Raw genomic sequence first — 19325 nt, 5'->3', positions numbered from 1 at the left:
CCGGATTTGCCTGACCAGTCTGATTTTAGAGTTGACTTGCTTTCAGCCGCCAATTGATTACTCATGACTACTCATGATTACTCAATAGCTTAGTCAAGCCAACTCTCGGAATCAGTCAATTATTTTTTGACAATCTGATCAATGTACTGGGGATCGATGAGACTATCTACAACCTGATTGACGTTGACCGACTCTGAAATAATGCCACTTTTCTTGAGGACGCTCCCCGCTGCCACAATGGCATTCTTCTGTTGCCCGCCAATGGCTGAATTTGAAAGATCAGTTCGCTCTAGTTGCTTGGCCGCCACGGCAGGACTCAGCTTGGATTCCTTGACAAGAACTGCTTTCAATTCTTCCGGATTTTCCTGTGCCCATTGCCGTCCTTGTTCGTAGATTCGAAGCACACGTTCAACCAATTGTGGATAGCGTTGTGCAAATTCCTCCCGAACATTCAGTACGCCATAGCTATTGAATTCAGGGTTGCGGGAAAACAAACGAGCGCCACTTTCCAATTCAGCTTTTGCCATATGCGGGTCTAGGCCGGCCCAAGCATCAACGTCACCCTTTTCAAGGGCAGCACGACCATCTGCGTGTTGCAGCGGGATAATTGTCACGTCTTTATCACTCAGTCCCACTTGATCCAGGGAGCGCAGCAGGAAAATGAAGGCATCAGTGCCTCGGGTGGCAGCAACTTTCTTGCCTTTGAGATCCGAAACACTTTTAATTGATGACTCGCCCTTGGTGACCAATGCCACCCACTCGGGTTTGGAATAGGTATAGATTGACTTGATGGGATTACCATTCGCTTTCCCAATCAGGGCGGAAGCTCCAGCCGTTGAACCAAAGTCTAAGCTACGAGCATTCAGAAACTCCAAGGCTTTGTTACTGCCTTGACTTAAAACCCATTCAACTTGGATTTTGTCTTTTGCAAATTCCGACTCAACCCAGCCCTTTTCTTTCAGAACAAGGCTCACAGGATTGTAATAGGCGTAATCTAATCGAATGGATTTGGGCAAGTCTGCTTTGGTTGCATTGCTGCATCCCACGGAAACGATGAAGACCAGGGCAAGACTTAGCAACCATTTAGGAAGCTTGAAGGTTTTGGCAATGAAACGAACAACTGTACTTTGACTGCTCATGCTTAGCTCCTGGTCATATGGAGGACTTGACGGACTGACAGTGTTGGTTAAACGGCGATGACGATTTCTTGCTGGAATTCCTAGCGCTTGCCAGCGGATGAACTAAACCGGTACTGATTGGGGAGAGGGCAAACGATCGCGCAAGCTCTGGGCTGAGGCATCGCCAAAGGGGCCAAACATCAGGGGATTGACTAGATGTTGGGTGGATTGTTGTTCAACGGGAGCCAGGGGGAGTCGAGGCAGTAACAACTCCGCTGTGCGATAGGCTTCTTCCAAGTGGGGGTAGCCCGAGAGAATGAAGGAATCAATGCCCAAGTCCGCGTATTCCCGTAGGCGTTCGGCAACTGTTTCGGGATCGCCAACCAACGCTGTTCCGGCTCCTCCGCGCACCAGGCCAACACCCGCCCAAAGGTTGGGAGAGATTTCCAGGGACTCTCGACTGCCGCGATTGAAATGGGTCATGCGACGTTGGCCTTCAGAATCCATGCGAGCAAAATCCGCCTGTGCGCGAGCCACTGCTGACTCGTCCACATAACGCAGTAGGTCTTCTGCGGCTGCCCAGGCTTCGGATGTTGTTTCTCGCACCACCACATGCAGCCGAATTCCAAATCGTACCGATCGCCCTTGGGATTCGGCTTGTTGTCGAACATCAGCAATTTTTTGAGCGACGGCGGCTGGCGGTTCGCCCCAAGTCAGATAGGTATCGGCGTGTTTGGCTGCGACCCGGTGCGCGGCAGTTGATGAGCCGCCAAACCATAGGGGCGGATAAGGTTTTTGCAGTGGTGGGAAAACTTGTTGTCCACCGCGCACATCAATGTGGCTACCGGTAAAGTTCACGGTTTCCTGAAGCAGCAGCTTGCGCCAAACTGTCAAAAACTCGTCAGTGAGGGCGTAGCGATCGTCGTGGGCTAAGTGCAGGCCATCGCCTGCTAATTCCACAGGGTCGCCACCGGTAACAACATTGATCAGCAGTCGGCCCCCAGAGAGGCGATCGAACGTGGCGGCCATGCGTGCTGCCACACCCGGCAGTGTGAGTCCGGGTCGCACGGCTACCAAAAATTTCATCCTCTGCGTTACGGCAATGAGCGCCGAGGCAACAACCCATGCGTCTTCGCAGGCCCGCCCTGTGGGCAATAGTGCTCCCGAAAACGGTAGGGCATCGATCGCCTGAGCAAGCTGTTTGAGATAGGCGAAATCTGAAGGACGACCGCCAATATTCGTCCCCAAGTAGCGTCCATCACCACAGGTTGGAATAAACCAAAGGACATTCACAGTTGGCTACTCACGTTCAATCAAAAGGTGGGGATGAGGCCGGAGCGCAAACGCTTTTGAACTTTAAAAGCGTGCATCTCGTGGCTGGTTTAATTGGCGGCTCCAGGTGAATGGGGCTGACCGATATGGCTGGCTCATATGCTTGGTCTATGCCTATGAATTGAAGCCATGTTTTACAAAATACGATATTCAGATCGGAATACCGTATTTTTCTCGAAAGAATATTACACAGATCTCAAGAATTATGCAAGTTCAGTTTTGAATATTTCCTTCAGTCGATCGAACAAGCGTCGAGTGAAGGCCTGAAAAATCAGAACTTTATTCTCGATGTCAAATTGCTGTTTGTCTTGCTCCGTAAGGCTTTTGCGAATGTATTTAAACTAAAAATCTCTCGTGCTTTGTATTTTTCTGAAGTGGGCTAGGTGCTTTCACGTTTCGATCGGCACAGTAGCTAATGCATCACTCGCTCTAGATTAATTGCCTGTTTTTGTCTAGTATTTCAAGCTACAAAAATAATCTTTCTGCCAATACAGCCTTGATCTAAAATAATTGGCACGCCATATGGCAGATGTCATGAAGCAACGATTCGGTGGTCATTGCCCACCCACGGGCTAACCCGCTAACCTTTAGTGCGATTAGTGTGATTTCCAGCGCGATCGCCAACGCCAAAGGTTGTTAGCCAATTCCTAATGTGCTGATCCTGGCGTTAGGAAACGATCAAAAACAAAGACAAGGGGTTTAAACCCCTTGTCTGGATCCCTGAACTAAGCCTCTGGTCTGCTGCCTGGGTCTCTTCTCAATGCTTGAGAAAACCCTTGAAGAAGAGCTGTTAGAAAAGCTGCTAAAAAAAGTTGCTAAAAGAAGCTGCGGTTGCGTTGCAATTGCTGGGGAAACGGCAAATTTTGGGACTCATGAAAATCCGTTTGTACCTTAGCCGTTAACCGGCGAGACACCTGGCGGACAATTTGCCCCAGCAGTCGATCGCCCGTTCTTTGAATCAATCCTTGGGGCAAAACCCGAATAAAGCGCGGAAACCACACATCCACATTCAAATCCAGCGTCCAAGTGACGTGGGTACTCACGGGTTGCTCGGCCGCTTCGTCGGGATTGTCCACCGCCACCAGTTTCATGGCGGCCTGGAAGTCTACGGCGTAGCCCGGTGGGTCATCGTCGGGCACGGGTACGGTGCGGATGCCATAAACGCCCTGTTCCGGCGGCAGGAGTTCGAGGCCCACTTTCGGTTCCACGTAATAGTCAAATGCGCCAAAGTGTCCGATCGTGATGGCATAGCTGTTTTGGTCGATCGGGTTGACCTGCATTGGATGAGCACAGCGGTGAAACCACTCCTGATGCCCATCGAGGTAGTTGGCAAAGGTTTCCGGGGCGGCGGCGATTTCCATGTAGTCCTCAAAGCGGTTATAGAACCGCATGGGCCCATCGCTGTCATCCTCGGCATCGGAGTCCAGGTGGGTGTTGTGAGCACCCTTCTGAGCGTCATTCTGGAAACCGTCTGGATCGCTACTTTGAACGGTCTGCTGTGGGTTGTGAATATTGATTGACGGGTCTTGCGCCTCAAGGGCCGCATCGTCCGATCGCCCCTCATTGGGATCGGATTCCGGTGACCAGTCAGGGGTAGAACGCATAGCCATGCAATATCAACACCTTGGAGACTATAGCCTGCTCGATCGCCCAACGTCCTGGCCTAGGGAACCAATTTGCCCCAGGTGGCTGGGCCTACCACCCCATCGGCTGTCAACCCTTGGGCTTTTTGATAGGCCAGCACTGCGCTAACCGTTGCGTCGCTATATAACCCCGTGGGCGGAATATTCAATCGGAATTGTAAATAGCGCACTGCCGGGCCGTAGCCGTGATTGGGTCGCAACACAACGCGATCGACCGTGATCGACGTGATCGCTTCCCACATGGCGCGATTGCTGGCTTCCGTTTCCGCAGGCGAAATGGCAAAGATGGTTTTGAGGCGTTGTTTCGCCTGGTTGGTTTGGGGCCCCAGCTTGCCGTCGGCGGCCAAGGGCTGGCCCGTGGGTGTGGCGTAAACCTGCAACCGGTTAAGGGCCTGCTGCAATTTCACAATTTCTGGGTCGCTGGTGGTCGGGGGCGGTGTGGTGGCCGTTTGGCCGCCGGTCACGCCCGCCACGATCGCCCGCGCCATTTGGTCTGGGTCAAACCGCTTCATATCATCGGCGGAATCTACAAAGCAGCATTCCACCAAAATGCTGGGCATATCCGTATGGGCTAGCACGTAGAAGTTGCCCTCTTTGATGCCACGGTTGACATAGCCCAGCTTCAGAATTTCCGTGAGCACGGGTTGGGCAAATCTCTTCCCAGAATTGCTGGCATACCAAACTTCAGAACCGCTGGTGCGGCCGTTGTAGCTGTTGAAGTGGATGGAGACAAATAAATCCACATTGTTGGCATTGGCGGTGGAACAACGCTTGGAAAGCGAGTCCATAACGCTAGAGGCACTTTTGGGGGTGCAGTTCACCACCTGATGACCCAAGGCTTGCAGTTGACTGATCACCCTTGTGCCGACGGCGATCGTGAGGTCATCTTCTTTTTTGATGCCCACTGCGCCAGTGTCGGGGGCCGCGTTGTGGCCCATGTCAATCCCATATTTCATTGAATCCAGTCTCCTCGGGTCTCTCAGGCTGCTAATCAGTCTAGCCGTTGCATTGAGGGAGCGGCGACTGGGCGATCGCCCCTAAGGGGCCTGCAATTTCAACATCACTCCCCGCTGGGAGGGTGCTGCTCCAGGGCGAGCTTGAGATAGCGTCCCGTGTGGGAAACCGGATTCACCGCCACCTGTTCCGGTGTGCCGGTGGCGATGATTTGCCCACCCCGATCGCCCCCTTCGGGCCCCAGATCAATCACCCAATCGGCGCACCGGATGAAGTCCAAGTTGTGCTCGATCGCCAGCACCGTGTTGCCCTTATCCACTAGCCGTTGCACCACGTCCAGTAGCTTATGCACGTCATAGAACGAAAGGCCCGTGGTCGGTTCGTCGATCAGATACAGGGTTTTGCCCGTGGCTCGGCGGGATAGTTCCGTGGCCAGCTTCACCCGCTGGGCCTCGCCACCGGAGAGGGTGGGGGCCGGTTGACCGAGCTTGATGTAACCCAGACCCACATCGGAGAGGGTTTGCAGGCGACTGACGGCTTTCGGCACGTTTTGGAACACCTCCAGCGCCTCATCGATCGTCATTTCCAGCACGTCGGCGATCGAGTAGCCCTTGTATTTCACCTGGAGCGTTTCCCGGTTGTAGCGCTTGCCTTTGCAGACTTCGCACTGCACATAGACATCGGGCAAGAAATTCATTTCGATCGTGTTCACGCCCTGGCCGCCACAGGCCTCGCAGCGGCCGCCCTTGACGTTAAAGGAAAACTGACCGGCTTTGTAGCCCCGCGCTTTGGCCTCGATCGTCTGGGTGAACACGTCACGGATGATGTCAAACGCGCCCGTATAGGTGGCGGGGTTGGAGCGGGGCGTGCGCCCGATCGGGGATTGGTCGATCGCGATCGCCTTGTCGATATGTTGCAGGCCGCGAATATCCCCCAAATCCGCCGGAAACGGAATTTTGTGACCCAGGTGGTGATAGAGCGCAGGCAACAGCAGCTCATTTACCAAGGTGGACTTGCCGGAACCAGATACCCCCGTCACGCAAACAAATTTGCCCAGGGGCACTTCCACGCTCACGTGCTGCAAATTATTGCGGTAGGCATCCAAAATCTTCAGACTCAGGCCATTGCCCGATCGACGCTCGGCCGGGGTGCAAATTTGTCGTCGCCCGGACAGATAGGCCCCCGTTAAGGAGGTTTCCGCCTTCAGCAAATCCGCCAGGGAACCTTGGGCCACAATTTCGCCCCCATGGATGCCCGCGCCGGGGCCAATGTCCACCAAGTGATCCGCCGCCCGAATCGTGTCTTCATCGTGCTCCACCACAATCAGCGTGTTGCCCAAGTCCCGCAACCGGGTGAGGGTGGCCAACAGCCGATCGTTATCCCGCTGGTGCAGACCAATGCTCGGTTCATCCAACACATAGAGCACCCCCGTCAAACCTGCACCGATTTGGGTGGCTAGGCGGATCCGCTGGGCCTCGCCGCCGGAAAGGGTCGCCGCCGATCGATCTAAGGTCAAATAATCCAACCCCACGTCGATCAAAAACTTCAACCGCGATTCCACCTCCTTCAGCGCCAAGGCCCCGATCGCCTGTTGCCGTTCTGACAGGAGCGATCGGCCATCAACGCTGCCCGTGAGTTGTTGCACCCGCGCCAAGGCCTCTCGTACCGACACATTGGTTAAATCAATAATTCGGTAGGGCCCCAAGCGCACGGCCAGTGCCTCCGGTTTCAACCGCTGACCCTGGCAAACCTCGCAAGCTTGATCGACTAAATATTGCTCTAGCTTTTGTTTGTATTGATCAGAGGTGGATTCGCGATATTGTCGATCCAAAATCGGCAAGATCCCTTCATACTTTCGGTGATAGCCCTGGCGTTCTCGGAATCGGGAATCCGTTTCAATCCAAATTGGTTTATCCGTGCCGTACAACAAGATCTGTTGCTGTTCTTCGCTGAGTTGGTTCCAAGGCGTTTGAATTTCAAACCCAAAGGCCTGCCCCACACTGTGCAGCAAGGATAGGTAATAGGTGCTGTCCTTATCCGACCAAGGGGCCACCGCCGCATAGACCGGCAACTTGGGATCAGGAATCACCAATTCTGGGGAAAAGGTGCGTAAAAATCCCAATCCATGACAAGCGGGACAAGCCCCATAGGGCGAATTAAACGAAAAGAGTCGCGGCGACAATTCCTCCATCACCGCGCCATGTTCTGGGCAAGCAAAATTCTCAGAAAAAACCAAAGATTGGGGCAATTCTGTTGCCGTTTCGGAATTAGCCGCCCCATTGGTCGAATCCGCAGCGGTTGTGCCATTGGCTCCGGAATCCGGCGCATGGGCGGCGGGCAAAATATCCACCACAGCCACCCCGCCCGCATGTTTGAGGCACGTTTGCAAGGAGTCAACGAGCCGCTCTTGGATGCCTTCTTTTTTAATTAGGCGATCGACCACAATTTCAATGTCGTGAAATTTGTTTTTATCCAGTTCGATCGCATCGCTCAGTTCGCGCACTTCCCCATCAATTCGCACCCGCGCAAAGCCTTCGGATACCAAACTCGATAGCAGTTTTTTGTGGGTTCCTTTTTTGCCGCGCACCACCGGGGCCAAAATCTGAAACCGAGTCCGATCGGGCAGTTCCATCACCCGATCGCACATTTGATCGATCGCTTGGGGCGCAATTCCTCGATCGCAAACGGGACAATGGGGTTCACCGGCCCGCCCATAGAGCAACCGCAAATAGTCATAGATTTCCGTCACCGTGCCCACGGTCGATCGGGGGTTGTGGCTGGTGGATTTTTGGTCGATCGAAATCGCCGGACTTAGCCCCTCGATCGCATCCACATCGGGCTTATCCACCTGTCCCAAAAACTGCCTTGCATAGGCGCTCAGGGACTCCACATAGCGCCGCTGGCCCTCTGCAAAAATCGTGTCAAACGCCAACGAAGATTTTCCCGATCCCGACACCCCCGTAAACACAATTAATTGGTTGCGAGGCAGCTCCAAATCAAGATTTTTCAGGTTGTGTTGCCTTGCGCCGCGCACATGGATCCGCTCGCGGACTTCGGGAGACTGCGGCTGGCGATCGGGATGGGGACGGGAATTAGCAGAACTAGCCATGGGGGCAACCACCGCAACAAACGCCAGCAAATCGAAAATAGCGCTCTTTATCCTAGCGTTCGATCGGGGTGGGCGGCGGCGCAACGGCCAAGGGTCGCGTGCAAAATTGAACGATGGGAGGCGGGATTCGTTGGCGCTGTCGCCGAAGCAGCTCAAGATTTTGGCTATTTTCCGAGCGATCGCCCTGGGGTGCGGGTGGAGTGTGAGCCGGACAGTCAGTTACGGGATCCGGAATCAATCTTGTTGGCGGATCCAATGCGCGGCTATGTTTTGCGGGAGGTGAAACCGCATGTGGAGGATACGTCGATCAATTTGAGCAAGACTACAATTGGCTATGGGATTAGCTTTAACAAGTATTTTTACAAGTGCCAGTCGTTGCGATCGTCGGCAGAGGCAATGGCGGAGATTCTCCAACTTGAGGCAGAAACGGAGGGCTTACTCAAAAATCTGGTGAATTTTGCGGGGTTATGAGGAATGGCTAGAGATATGTTTCATGATCTAGTCAGGGCTGGATTGGAGGCAGAGGGATGGGTGATTACTGCCGATCCGTTATATCTATCGTTTGGTCGCGTTAATTTTGAGGTGGATTTAGCGGCGGAGCGGGTTATCGCAGCGGAACGGGAAAATCGGAAAATCGCAGTCGAGATCAAAAGCTTTTTAAAGTCATCATTCGTAACCGATTTTTATGGTGCATTGGGTCAATTTCTAAGTTATCGCTTGGCACTTCAAAGAGTTCAGCCAGATCGAGAGTTATTCTTGGCAGTGCCGCTGGAAACTTACGAACGCTTTTTTTCATTGGAATTTACGCAATCAGCAATCCAAGAATATTCACTACGGCTAATTATTTATGATTCTGAGCAGGGAGGTTTAGTTCGATGGATCGATTAATCATGTATCGCAATGCAATTAAACAATTATTGTCTGAGTACCACTCTGGGGAGCGTGTGGGAAATGCATACGAGTCTCAGTTGATTTTGGATGAGGTTCGCGATCACTACCTTTGGTTAGATTTAGGTTGGGAGGGGTCGAAGCGTATTTACCATCCGATTATGCATTTCGATATCAAGGATGGGCGGGTCTGGATTCAGGAAAATATGACGGATCAAGATCCGGCGGAAGATTTGATCGAGTTGGGGGTTGAGCGATCGGATATTGTTCTGGGGCTACAGCCGCCGTTCAAGCGTCCATTTACTAATTATGGAGTGGCATAGTGATGAATTTTCTGAAACATAAGCGATCAGAAGAGCTGAATGAACTAAATTAAATTCTGATTGTTGAAGCTGTAACCGGAAAAACCAAGGTCTAAAACCATGCCAAAATCAAGCAAATACCAATGGGTTTATTCTCCCTCGAAGCAAAACAAACCCAAAGTCCCCGAAGCCGAAAAACAAGCCATTACCCAACAGGTGCAAGCGCTAATCGACACTGACCTAGCCCCCCGCTATCTCCACCAAGACCAACACGCCTACTTCCAAATCGAAAGCCTATTCATCAAATGGCATCGCAGCTTTATTTATCTCTGCTACACCTGCCGCCTCAAGAACTCGGAAGCCGTTGAAGCCGCGATCGCAGAATTCAAAGACAGCGTGATCAGAGAGGCGATCGAAGAGCGATTCACCCGCCTCGAGTACGTCGCCCCCGATCAATTTAATCTCGCCTACTTCCGCCACACTGGTAAATGGTGGACAACCCACGAAAACATCACCCTTGATGCTGCCCTCACCACCATTCGCGAATACGAAATCTATCACCCCTAATCCACGCCACCCAGGGCGATCGGCCCATGACCCAAGACACCCAAGCCCAACCCCTCACCGCCGAAACCGTCCTTGCAACCCTGCGCCAACTTTTCCCAACGCTTCAACAACAATACAACATCAAAAAACTCGGACTCTTTGGTTCCTACAGCCGCAACCAAGCCACCGCAGAAAGCGACATTGATCTACTTATCGAACTTGATTCCGACATCACCTTCGGTCTCATCACCTTTTGCCACATCGAAAATACCCTAAGCGAAAAACTCGGCAAAAAAGTTGATCTCGTGATTTCTGAAAACCTCAAACCCAGCCTGAAGCAAAATATCTTAGACGACGTGATTTATCTATGACTCCCAGAAAAATTAGAGACTTTCTCAACGATATGATTTCCTCGATCAACCTTACTCAGGAATTTATAGCCGGTCTAACCTTTAAAACGTTTGAGGATGATCAGAAGACCATTTTTGCCGTAAGTCGAGCCGTTGAAATCATTGGTGAAGCCTCCAAACAGATTCCAAGAGAGATTTGCGAACAATATCCAGCGATTCCATGGAAAGCGATCGCAGGCATGAGAGACAAAATGATTCATCACTACTTTGGTGTGAACTTAAAAATACTCTGGAATACTGTTAATAATGATCTACCAGTCCTCAAACCAGAATTACTCAAAATCCTCAACAACCTAAAAGACTAGAAAATTATGCTCAATGAACCAAAGCCAACAACCCTCACCGCTGAAACCGTTCTTGCAACCCTGCGCCAACAACCGAACCTTTTTGAACAATACAACATCAAAACCTTGGCCCTCTTCGGTTCCACTGCTCGCAACCAAGCCACCGAACACAGCGACCTCGATTTCTTAGTCGAATTTGTCGGAAATCCCACTTTTAAAGGATATATGAAACTAAAGTTCTATCTAGAAGAATTGTTTCATAAGCCCGTCGATCTAGTGACTCAAAGATCAATCAAATTAATAATTCGAGACCAAATTCTAAGTGAAGCAATCTATGTCTAGAAATATTCGGCTTTATATTCAAGATATTCTCGAAAGCATCTCTAAAATCCAAAAAGCAACCAGGGAGTATCAAAAGGCAGATCTACTAAAAAACGATATCGTTTTTGATGGTGTTATCTTGAATCTGCAAATCATTGGAGAATCAGTCAAGCAAATTCCGCTATCTATTCGAGAAAAATATCCACAAATTGACTGGAACAGCATCATTGGCCTGCGAAATATCATCGCCCATACTTACTTTTCACTAGATCCAGAAATTATTTGGGACATCACTCAAACTGAACTTAATCCGCTCAAGAGCTGCATCGAAACCATTGAACAGAATGAAGCCCTCGGTTAAATTCAGTCTGACTTAAAAAGTACTATCACGATCAACACAAAAAATGACAAACCTCACCGCCGAAACCGTCCTTGAAACCCTACGCCAACAACCGAACCTCTTTGAGCAGTACAACATCAAAACCTTGGCCCTCTTTGGTTCCACCGCCCGCAACCAAGCCACCGAGCACAGCGACCTCGATTTCTTGGTTGAATTTGCTGGCGATCCAACCTTGAATTTGTATATGAGTCTGAAATTTTTTCTCGAAGACTTATTTCAGAAAAAAATAGACTTAGTAATCCAAGAAGATATTAAACCCCAGATCAAAGAAAGCATTATCCAAAAGGCGATCTATGTCACGCAACCTCAAACTGTATCTAGTGGATATTCTCAATAGCATTGACAACATTCAAAGCGATACTACAAACATAAGCTATGAGGAATTTGTACAAGATCGACGGACAAAAGATGCAGTGATTCTCAACCTGCTCATTATCGGAGAAGCAACAAAACAGATTCCGCAAGATATTCGTGATCAACATTCAGAAATTCAATGGAAGCAAATTGCAGGCATGAGAGATATGATCGCCCACGCCTATTTCAGTATCAACAATAAAATTGTCTGGAATATTATCGAAAATGATCTAGATTTTCTAAAAACCTGTATCAAAAATATTCAAAGCAATGAAGAAGACCGTTGAAATGTTAGAAATAAGGATACTTAGCATGGTCAGCCAAACGAACACACATATTCTAACCACCGAAATCGTCCTCGAAACCCTACGCCAACAATTAGTGGATTAGTCGATCGCAACTACTACCAAAGCGGTAACCCCAGTGACCATGATTCCAACCTCGCGATCGAGGCGGGCGGCGGCGCGGCTGAGACCGAAACGGTAGGATGGAAAGTGACGGGGCGATCGACTCAAGCCAATTTGCCCCAGTTCCCCGGCCAGGAGATTTTGCCCATGATCGCCCAACTGGACAAGCACCCCCAAAGCCTCGTTGTCTACAGCCCGGAAGCGTATCTTGATCGGGAAGTCAACAGCGATCAGCGTCACGAATACCGAGATGGAGTCATCATCCCCATGACTGGCGGAACCCCCCAACACAATCGCATTAGTGGATTGTTCTACGCACGCCTGCTATTTGCACTGCTCAATCGTCCCTATGAAATCTTTCATACGGATCAGCGACTGTGGATTCCTGAGCGGCGGATGTATACCTATCCCGATGTGATGGTGTTGCCCAAGCCGATCGAACTGCAAGCGGGTCGCAAAGATACGGTAACGAATCCCTTGCTGATTGCAGAAGTGTTGTCCAAATCCACTCGCAACTATGATGGGGGCGAAAAATTTGCCGCCTATCGCACCATTCCCAGCTTTCAGGAATATCTCCTAATTGACCAATACGAAATGCGCGTTGAGCAATTCATCAAATTAGAAGATTGTGAGTGGCGATTTTTGGAATATCGCAAGCCTGAATCTACCCTTCAGCTCAAAACGGTTGAATTAACTTTGCAATTAACTGATCTTTATAGCAATATTGATTTTTCGGAAATGGATTCATCGACTGATGAGCTGGTGATGAATCAGCCGGAAGATCAACAGAATATTTGAAACGTCAAAACTGAGAGGCTGCGGATCTTAACAATTGATGCAGACAAAATGCTTAAGCAGCCTGCGCCACAATCGTCTTTACTTTGTTAGTCCCCAAAGATCCTTTTTCGATATCCTTGAAAGCTCTGAGATTCAATTGAAAACCAAATTAACAGGCATGATTCAAAAATTCCAGAAAAACACTGCTCAAGAGCCAAGCGAGCAGCCCAAAACCCAGCCCAAAATCTTGAAGAATAGGCTCATCAATCGTGGAGCTTGGCTCGGCTCTGGGGCGATCGCGATCGGGCTAATTCTGATGGCTAATCCTTTGCGGGCCCAGCTCCCCAGCAACAGCAATGATCCAAATAATGCGCCCGATCGACAGCCAACTATGGCCCTGATTTTGGAAAACCGCACCAAAGATGCTTTTATTCGGCGGTTTGTGATCCGAGAACGGCGCAATCGCCCTGGAACCGATTTATTAGCAGATTCCATTGGCATTTATCCCAACGAAGCTCGCCTCATGACCGGTAATTATCCGCGTCGGCTTTTGAGTTGTGTGGAAGTGGTTCCCGTCGGAGGGGGCGAGCCAGTCCGCCACATTGATATGGGACGGGTGCAAGTTGCAGGCAATCGAATTCGGTTCAGCATTGAAGGAAATTGGAAAGAACCACCCTTTGCACCGGGCCCTTGCCCCTAGACAATGTCCGCAAAATTCTAGCCTTGCCAACAGTTTGCGAAAGATTTTGAATGCCATGGATTCTTGCTACCCAATTTTGCAAAATTGCCAGCGTGAACGTGTGAGTGACGGCGCGATCGTCCCTATTTTGGATGGGTGTGATCGGGCAGCTAAAATTCTGTTTATTGCTCTGCCCCAATTGGGGGATTTTGATAGTTTGGAATATGCCTGGTGGTTGCGTCGGGAGGCCGATCGCCTGCGTGATCACGAAATTGTGCTGCGGGCTGTGGGGATTGGCGATCGCTCCTCGGGGGAAAAGTTTTGCGATTACACGGGGTTTCCCGCCGAAGCGCTGTCGATCGATCCCACGGCGGATCTCCATCGAGAATTGGGGTTGTATGGCGGCTTGACCCGATCGTGGCTGGGTTTGCGATCGGGCCAAAGTGCTTGGGTGAATTTGATGTTGATGTGTGCGGGGCTGGGCAGTCCGGGCACGCTGGCGGAGGTGTTTCGGGGTTACCGGGGCGATCGCGCCGCACCGCAGTTGATCGCTGACGACGAAACGATCGACACGAAATTACTGCCCCCGATCAAGGGTGAATTTTTTGCCCTGGCCGGTGGGCGCGGGTTTCAGCGTCCCTTTGAGCTGGCCACCCTGCGACTGCGAAATATGGTGGAAGTGTTGAGCCACTGGAATCGCTACGTTCCCGATGCTCAATACATGACCCAACGGGGGGGAACCTTTGTGTTCGATCGCGCCGGAACGTTGCTTTATGAACACCGCGATCGGGGCATCCTCGGGTTCGCTGCCAATATGGCGCGGCCCCTAGACTTCCTAGCTGATTAACTGACAGGATACCTAAAAGCCTAAGTCTGCCGTAGTAGCGTGACATCCTTACCTACGAAGTGCATGATCATGGCAATAGTGTCAGTCACTCAGGCTTTCTAATCCAACTTAAAGTTGCTTAACACAGGATCAATAATCCTTCGCATAAAATGGTGGAGACGATAGTAAACCAAGCACATCCCTGCTTTAAAAGACTATAATTACGATATGTTTTTACTCTGAATCGGAGTTCATCTAGAAATGAAAGCAGACTCTGTGCCGCTGGAAAAACTCATTAACTCCCCAATACAATATTTAGTTCCCTTGTTTCAGAGGCCTTATAGTTGGGATAAGGAAGAGTGGGAAGAGCTTTGGGAAAATCTAGAGAAGCTCTACAATGACCTTATAGTTCTCGATGAAAACAAGAAGCCTCGTCCTCACTTCATGGGGTCTATTGTTACAATGCCCATGCCATCTAAGCCTGGAGATATCTCTCAGTATCTCTTGATTGATGGGCAACAAAGACTAACTACTATTTTTATTCTTCTTGCAGTGCTGAGAGATTTGGCAAAACCGTTTAACTCTAAGTTGTCGGATCAAATCTTAAACACTTTTCTGGTAAATCCCTATGAAGACGAGGAAACACCTAACTACTATAAATTGCAGCCAACGCAACTTGACCGTTCGGCTTTCTTTCAAATAATAAATTCTTCTGAATTTACATCGGCAAGTCGCATCGCAAAATGCTATCGCTTTTTCGAAAAAGTAATCCAGAAAAAAGCGCCAGATCACCAAAACTTGAAAAACGTGATTTGCAGTAGCCTTTCGGTTGTTAGTATTCTTCTTGAAGAAAATGACGATCCTTACCTGGTTTTTGAAAGTTTAAATGCTACGGGAAAGCCCCTAAATCAATCAGACTTGGTGCGCAACCACTTTTTCATGCAGATTGCTGCTGCCGATCAGCAGTCTGTATATGATAAGTATTGGCAGCCCATGGAAGATAATATATCAGATGATTTAACGGAATTTATTAGGCAGTATCTTACAAAAAACACTCCTGAAATTAAGAAGGATGAAGTTTACTCCCAAATGAAAGACAAGATCGAAAAAAGCGATCCCCTATCTTGTTTGAGTGATTTATATTCTTTTTCAGAATATTATTCAAGACTGTTAGACCCGAGTCGCGAGCCTAGCGAAACTGCCCGCAAATACCTTCTCCGCATCAATCGTTTAGGCTTTGCAACAGTCCACCCTTTTCTTCTGAATTGTTACCATGAATGGGTTAAGAAGAAGTCAATTTCTGAAAAGGATTTTGTTTTGATTCTCCAGGTTCTGGAAAACTTTCTCCTTCGTCGTTTTGTTTGTGGTACTTCATCTCGAAGATTAAACAGAATCTTTGCCTCACTCTATTCAAATATTAGGAAAGAGATGGATTTCAGCTCCAGAAGCTTTCTTGAATGCATGAAGCTAGTACTTCAATCTGAAGACTATCCTAAAGACTCCGAATTTCAAAGTAAATTGTGTAGCGCTAAACTATATGGTGAGAAACGTACTGAGAAAGTGAAGCTCATCCTTGAATCAATAGAAGAACATTTTGAGCACAAAGAACAGGTTTCATTTAAGAACCTTACGATTGAGCATGTCATGCCACAGTCAACTAATACAAACCAATCTTGGCAGGAATATTTAGGAGAGAATTGGGCTGAGGCCTACAATCTTCTTCACACGTTAGGAAACCTGACCCTTACCGCATATAACTCTGAGTTGTCAGACAAAGCTTTTGAAGAAAAGCAAAAGGAACTGGCTGACAGTAAGCTTGAGCTGAATAAGTACTTTCAATCAAAAGCAGCTTGGCGGAGAGAAGATATTGAGGAAAGGTCAAAGCATCTTGCTAAGATTGCCCTCGACATTTGGAGTAACTTTGGCGATGAATTGTACAAGCCTTCTCAGTTAGATTAGAGGCTTTTAAAAAGAGAAATTCCTCAACTCCACAATGGGACTTTTATTGAAGCCAATTTGGCAGCACGAGATGCTCATTCATTTGCATTTTGCAAAAAAACATCAAAACAGCCGAGTTGACTAGCGCAGACTGGAGCACTTTTGCCTCAGAATTTCCCCCATAAAACCATCAATCGCTACTTGGGCAGGGCATCGCGCGCGCCCACCGCATCGGGAACCCCCAAGGCGGCCGCGCGATCGAACGCTTCCCGGGCCTCAAAATTTCGCCCTTGCTTGGCCAACGCGCGACCTAATTTGAAGTGAGCCATGCCCGTGTTGGGCTGCAACTCCACCAACCGCCGGTAGCCAATAATCGCCACCAACACATCGCCCGATTCCAAACTCAGATCCGCCAGAGCCTCTTGGGCTTCGTAGGAATCACCATCGGCTGACACCGCCCGTTGATAGGCGGCGAGCGCTCCAGGAATATCGCCCTGTTCCCGCAGAATTTTGCCAATTTGCAGATGGACGGTCGGATTTCGCGGATTCAGTCGAGCTGCCTGGGCAAAAGCCGCCGTGGCTTCCGTGCTGTTGCCGGCCGCCAACCAGGCCACCCCGAGCGAAACATAGGTGCTGTCGCGGCGGGGGTTCAGCTTTTGGGCCGCTTGCAACGCCGCGATCGCCTGTTGCACTTCGCCGGTCTTCAGTAGAGTTAGCCCCACAAACTCCTGGGCGGTCGCATTCCGGGGATCCAGATTCAGAACTTGACGGTAGGCTTGCAGTGCGCCGCTGTAGTTGGCCTGGCGATAGAGCACGGCTCCCAGCCCCAAATGGGCATTCAGGTGGCGCTCATCCAGCTGCACCGCACGGTAGTAGGCGGCTAAGGCTGGTTCCAGGTCGTTCGTGTTGGCGAAGCTGAACCCAAGGGCATAGAAAAATTCAGCATTGCGCGGATCAAGCACCGTTGCCTGTTGATAGGCCCGGGCCGCTTCTGCGAAGTTGCCGCGCATGGCTTGCACATAGCCAATGCCGGAATAGATGCGGGCATTGTCTCGATCGAGCTGGGCCGCCCGTTCATAGATCACCAGGGCCGATTCCCAATCGCGCCGCTGCACAAACTGCTCGCCCCGCTCAATCAGATCCTGAAGTTGGGGATTATTGCTGCTGTTGCTGACTTGGGCCAGGGTGAGGGGACTGGCTTGGGCTAACTCGGGGGCCAGCCCGATCGCCCCGAACCAAACCAGTAACCCCAGCGATCGCCCAATCAGCCGACGGTGGCGGGGTTGAAACAGGGATTGAATGGCCATAGTTGCGGTTTCGATCCTTGCGCGATCGAGCGAGTGGAAGCGTTACAGGAGATCTCTTGCCAAAGATTTACTGCCAAAAATCTCTTGCCAAAGATTTATGGCCAAAAATCTCTTGCCGAAGATCTTAGGGCTTGCGGGGCCATCCCATCTGTGGACAGGGAACCAAAGACAAGGGGCTGAAGCCCCTTGCCATCCTGCTGGGATCTACCCTTGGGCGATCGCCTGGCCCGCCGCAATCCGGGCGCGATCGAACCCGCGTTGGTTCAGGATCTGCCAAGTGGGAACCATCTCCGGCCCCTGCATTGCCCCCATCAGGGTGGCCCGCAGAGTCCGCATCACCTGGCCCTTCTTCGTGCCCGTGGACTTCACCACCTGATTAATCAGTGCCATGGCCGCGTCGTGATCCAAGGGCTGGTCGCTCAAACCCGCCGCCAACGCCGCCAAAATCTCCGCGCCGCCGGTCTGGGCCAGTTGGGCCTTGGCTTCGTCGGTGTAGTCCACCGTTTCGCTAAAGAACAGCTTGGCCGCCTCGGGCGCTTGATCCAACCGGATGATCGCCGTGGCCAGCAGACCCGCCAAAGCCTCCAGCCAGGGGCGATCGGCTACGGGGTCGAAGCTGTAGCCCGCGCCTTGCCAGTAGGGAATCAGGCGATCGAGCAGCTCGGCCGGCGGCATCTTGTGCAGATATTGGGCGTTCAGCCAGTTCAGCTTGTCCCAATCGAACTTTGCGCCCGCCTTGTTGACGCGATCGATCTCAAATTGGGCGGCCGCTTGCTCCAGCGAAAACACCTCGTCCATCCCTTCCGGCGGGGCCCAACCCAGCAGGGTCATATAGTTGGCGATCGCCTCGGACAGATAGCCCATGTTGCGGAATTCCGAGACCGACGTGGCCCCGTCCCGCTTCGAGAGCTTGCGCCCTTCCCGGTTCAGAATCAGCGGCGTGTGGGCAAACTCGGGAACCGTTGCGCCCAGGGCTTCGTAGAGCAAAATTTGCTTGGCGGTGTTGGCGATGTGGTCTTCACCCCGGATCACGTGGGTGATTTGCATATCAATGTCATCGACCACCACGGCCAGGTTATAGAGCGGTTGACCCACATCATCGATGCCAGCCGCCCGGGCCACCACCATGTCGCCACCGAGGTCAAAGCCTTTCCAGGTGACTGTGCCGCGTACCCGATCGTTCCAGGCGATCGTCCGCTTGTCGTCAATTTTGAAGCGAATCACCGGCTGGCGACCTTCGGCGATGAAGGCGGCTTCCTGCTCGGGGGTCAGGTTGCGGTGGCGGTTGTCGTAGCGGGGCGCTTCGTTGCGGGCTTTTTGACCCTCACGCAGTTGCTCCAGTTCTTCCGGGGTGGTGTAGCAGCGGTAGGCCAAGCCCTTGTCGAGCAGGGTTTGGATCGCTTGCTTATAAAACTCATTGCGCTTGGACTGGTAGAACGGGCCTTCATCCCAGTTCATGCCCAGCCATTGCAGGCCTTCGAGGATGTTGGCTTCAAATTCGGGGCGCGATCGCTCGGTGTCGGTGTCTTCAATCCGCAGCACAAAGGTGCCACCCGTGCGACGAGCATAAAGCCAGTTAAAAACGGCGGTGCGGGCCGTGCCGATGTGGAGATTTCCGGTGGGGCTAGGAGCGAGGCGAACGCGAACGGACACGATGGTGTTGGGGGCTAAAGGATTGTCATAAAGCGGCTTTGATTGTAGCGGGTTGCGGCCCTGACGGGGGGCGATCG

Annotated in this window: 22 protein-coding genes; 14 read left to right on the top strand and 8 right to left on the bottom strand. The window is 51.0% G+C overall.

Annotation, left to right across the window (positions count from 1 at the left end):
• Positions 1–119 precede the first annotated feature (119 nt).
• The 5 genes from H6F46_RS04915 to uvrA form a co-directional block, all read right to left on the bottom strand.
• The gene (locus H6F46_RS04915) at positions 120–1139 is read right to left on the bottom strand and encodes an aliphatic sulfonate ABC transporter substrate-binding protein (protein ID WP_099532838.1); all 1020 of its coding nucleotides are present in this window, start codon (positions 1137–1139) and stop codon (positions 120–122) included.
• Between the two features lie 102 nt (positions 1140–1241).
• Positions 1242–2411, bottom strand: a complete 1170-nt coding sequence (gene ssuD / locus H6F46_RS04910) for an FMNH2-dependent alkanesulfonate monooxygenase (protein ID WP_190353789.1) — start codon at positions 2409–2411, stop codon at positions 1242–1244.
• 854 nt (positions 2412–3265) lie between these two features.
• Positions 3266–4060: a DUF1997 domain-containing protein gene (locus H6F46_RS04905; RefSeq protein ID WP_242027785.1), complete on the bottom strand. Its 795-nt coding sequence runs from the start codon at positions 4058–4060 to the stop codon at positions 3266–3268.
• 53 nt (positions 4061–4113) lie between these two features.
• Positions 4114–5049 (bottom strand): N-acetylmuramoyl-L-alanine amidase, encoded by a 936-nt coding sequence (locus tag H6F46_RS04900; RefSeq protein ID WP_190353788.1) that lies wholly within the window; start codon positions 5047–5049, stop codon positions 4114–4116.
• 104 nt (positions 5050–5153) lie between these two features.
• A complete protein-coding gene (uvrA, locus tag H6F46_RS04895; RefSeq protein WP_190353787.1) occupies positions 5154–8156 on the bottom strand; it encodes an excinuclease ABC subunit UvrA in 3003 nt (1000 codons plus the stop codon).
• Between uvrA and H6F46_RS04890 the strand changes: the two genes are divergently transcribed.
• The 10 genes from H6F46_RS04890 (at position 8127) to H6F46_RS04845 (ending at position 11948) form a co-directional block, all read left to right on the top strand.
• Positions 8127–8627: a hypothetical protein gene (locus tag H6F46_RS04890; RefSeq protein WP_190353786.1), complete on the top strand. Its 501-nt coding sequence runs from the start codon at positions 8127–8129 to the stop codon at positions 8625–8627. The genes uvrA and H6F46_RS04890 overlap by 30 nt on opposite strands.
• A 3-nt stretch (positions 8628–8630) precedes the next feature.
• Complete coding sequence (locus H6F46_RS04885) at positions 8631–9044, top strand: XisH family protein (RefSeq protein ID WP_190353785.1); 414 nt, start codon at positions 8631–8633, stop codon at positions 9042–9044.
• On the top strand, positions 9032–9367 hold the full coding sequence (locus H6F46_RS04880) for a XisI protein (protein WP_099532830.1): 336 nt from the start codon (positions 9032–9034) through the stop codon (positions 9365–9367). Before H6F46_RS04885 ends, H6F46_RS04880 begins: the two co-directional genes overlap by 13 nt.
• A gap of 99 nt (positions 9368–9466) precedes the next feature.
• Entirely contained in the window at positions 9467–9913 is a 447-nt protein-coding gene (locus H6F46_RS04875; protein WP_190353784.1) for a hypothetical protein, read from the top strand.
• 26 nt (positions 9914–9939) lie between these two features.
• A complete protein-coding gene (locus H6F46_RS04870; RefSeq protein WP_190353783.1) occupies positions 9940–10263 on the top strand; it encodes a nucleotidyltransferase family protein in 324 nt (107 codons plus the stop codon).
• Positions 10264–10295: 32 nt separating this feature from the next.
• The gene (locus H6F46_RS04865; RefSeq protein WP_242027784.1) at positions 10296–10607 is read left to right on the top strand and encodes a DUF86 domain-containing protein; all 312 of its coding nucleotides are present in this window, start codon (positions 10296–10298) and stop codon (positions 10605–10607) included.
• 6 nt (positions 10608–10613) lie between these two features.
• Positions 10614–10928 (top strand): nucleotidyltransferase family protein, encoded by a 315-nt coding sequence (locus tag H6F46_RS04860; RefSeq protein ID WP_190353781.1) that lies wholly within the window; start codon positions 10614–10616, stop codon positions 10926–10928.
• Positions 10921–11268: a DUF86 domain-containing protein gene (locus H6F46_RS04855; RefSeq protein WP_190353780.1), complete on the top strand. Its 348-nt coding sequence runs from the start codon at positions 10921–10923 to the stop codon at positions 11266–11268. Before H6F46_RS04860 ends, H6F46_RS04855 begins: the two co-directional genes overlap by 8 nt.
• 43 nt (positions 11269–11311) lie before the next feature.
• Positions 11312–11644, top strand: a complete 333-nt coding sequence (locus H6F46_RS04850) for a nucleotidyltransferase family protein (RefSeq protein ID WP_190353779.1) — start codon at positions 11312–11314, stop codon at positions 11642–11644.
• On the top strand, positions 11628–11948 hold the full coding sequence (locus tag H6F46_RS04845) for a DUF86 domain-containing protein (protein WP_347278281.1): 321 nt from the start codon (positions 11628–11630) through the stop codon (positions 11946–11948). Before H6F46_RS04850 ends, H6F46_RS04845 begins: the two co-directional genes overlap by 17 nt.
• A gap of 99 nt (positions 11949–12047) precedes the next feature.
• Here H6F46_RS04845 and H6F46_RS04840 read toward each other — a convergent pair whose 3' ends face one another.
• Positions 12048–12239, bottom strand: a complete 192-nt coding sequence (locus H6F46_RS04840; protein WP_190353777.1) for a hypothetical protein — start codon at positions 12237–12239, stop codon at positions 12048–12050.
• Between H6F46_RS04840 and H6F46_RS04835 the strand changes: the two genes are divergently transcribed.
• The 4 genes from H6F46_RS04835 to H6F46_RS04820 all read left to right on the top strand — a co-directional run bounded on the left by H6F46_RS04835 (position 12216) and on the right by H6F46_RS04820 (position 16309).
• Positions 12216–12866 carry a Uma2 family endonuclease gene (locus tag H6F46_RS04835; protein WP_190353776.1) on the top strand — a complete coding sequence of 217 codons (651 nt, stop codon included), beginning with the start codon at positions 12216–12218 and terminating at the stop codon, positions 12864–12866. The two genes, H6F46_RS04840 and H6F46_RS04835, sit on opposite strands and share 24 nt — an antisense overlap.
• Before the next feature lie 226 nt (positions 12867–13092).
• Positions 13093–13545 carry a hypothetical protein gene (locus tag H6F46_RS04830; protein WP_190353775.1) on the top strand — a complete coding sequence of 151 codons (453 nt, stop codon included), beginning with the start codon at positions 13093–13095 and terminating at the stop codon, positions 13543–13545.
• Positions 13546–13600: 55 nt separating this feature from the next.
• The gene (locus H6F46_RS04825) at positions 13601–14371 is read left to right on the top strand and encodes a peroxiredoxin-like family protein (protein WP_190353774.1); all 771 of its coding nucleotides are present in this window, start codon (positions 13601–13603) and stop codon (positions 14369–14371) included.
• A gap of 240 nt (positions 14372–14611) precedes the next feature.
• Positions 14612–16309, top strand: coding sequence for a DUF262 domain-containing protein (locus H6F46_RS04820; RefSeq protein WP_190353773.1), 1698 nt, complete (start codon positions 14612–14614; stop codon positions 16307–16309).
• A 176-nt stretch (positions 16310–16485) separates the two neighbouring features.
• On the opposite strand, the gene H6F46_RS04815 is transcribed toward H6F46_RS04820, so the two are convergent.
• Positions 16486–17595 carry a tetratricopeptide repeat protein gene (locus H6F46_RS04815; protein WP_190353772.1) on the bottom strand — a complete coding sequence of 370 codons (1110 nt, stop codon included), beginning with the start codon at positions 17593–17595 and terminating at the stop codon, positions 16486–16488.
• 204 nt (positions 17596–17799) lie between these two features.
• Positions 17800–19248 (bottom strand): glutamate--tRNA ligase, encoded by a 1449-nt coding sequence (gltX, locus tag H6F46_RS04810; RefSeq protein ID WP_190353771.1) that lies wholly within the window; start codon positions 19246–19248, stop codon positions 17800–17802.
• Between the last annotated feature and the right edge of the window lie 77 nt (positions 19249–19325).

It is taken from the genome of Limnothrix sp. FACHB-1083 (assembly GCF_014696485.1).
Classification (GTDB): Bacteria; Cyanobacteriota; Cyanobacteriia; order CACIAM-69d; family CACIAM-69d; genus CACIAM-69d.
Note: the sequence above shows the minus strand (reverse complement) of the source record. Positions and strands in the feature narration are given on the sequence as shown.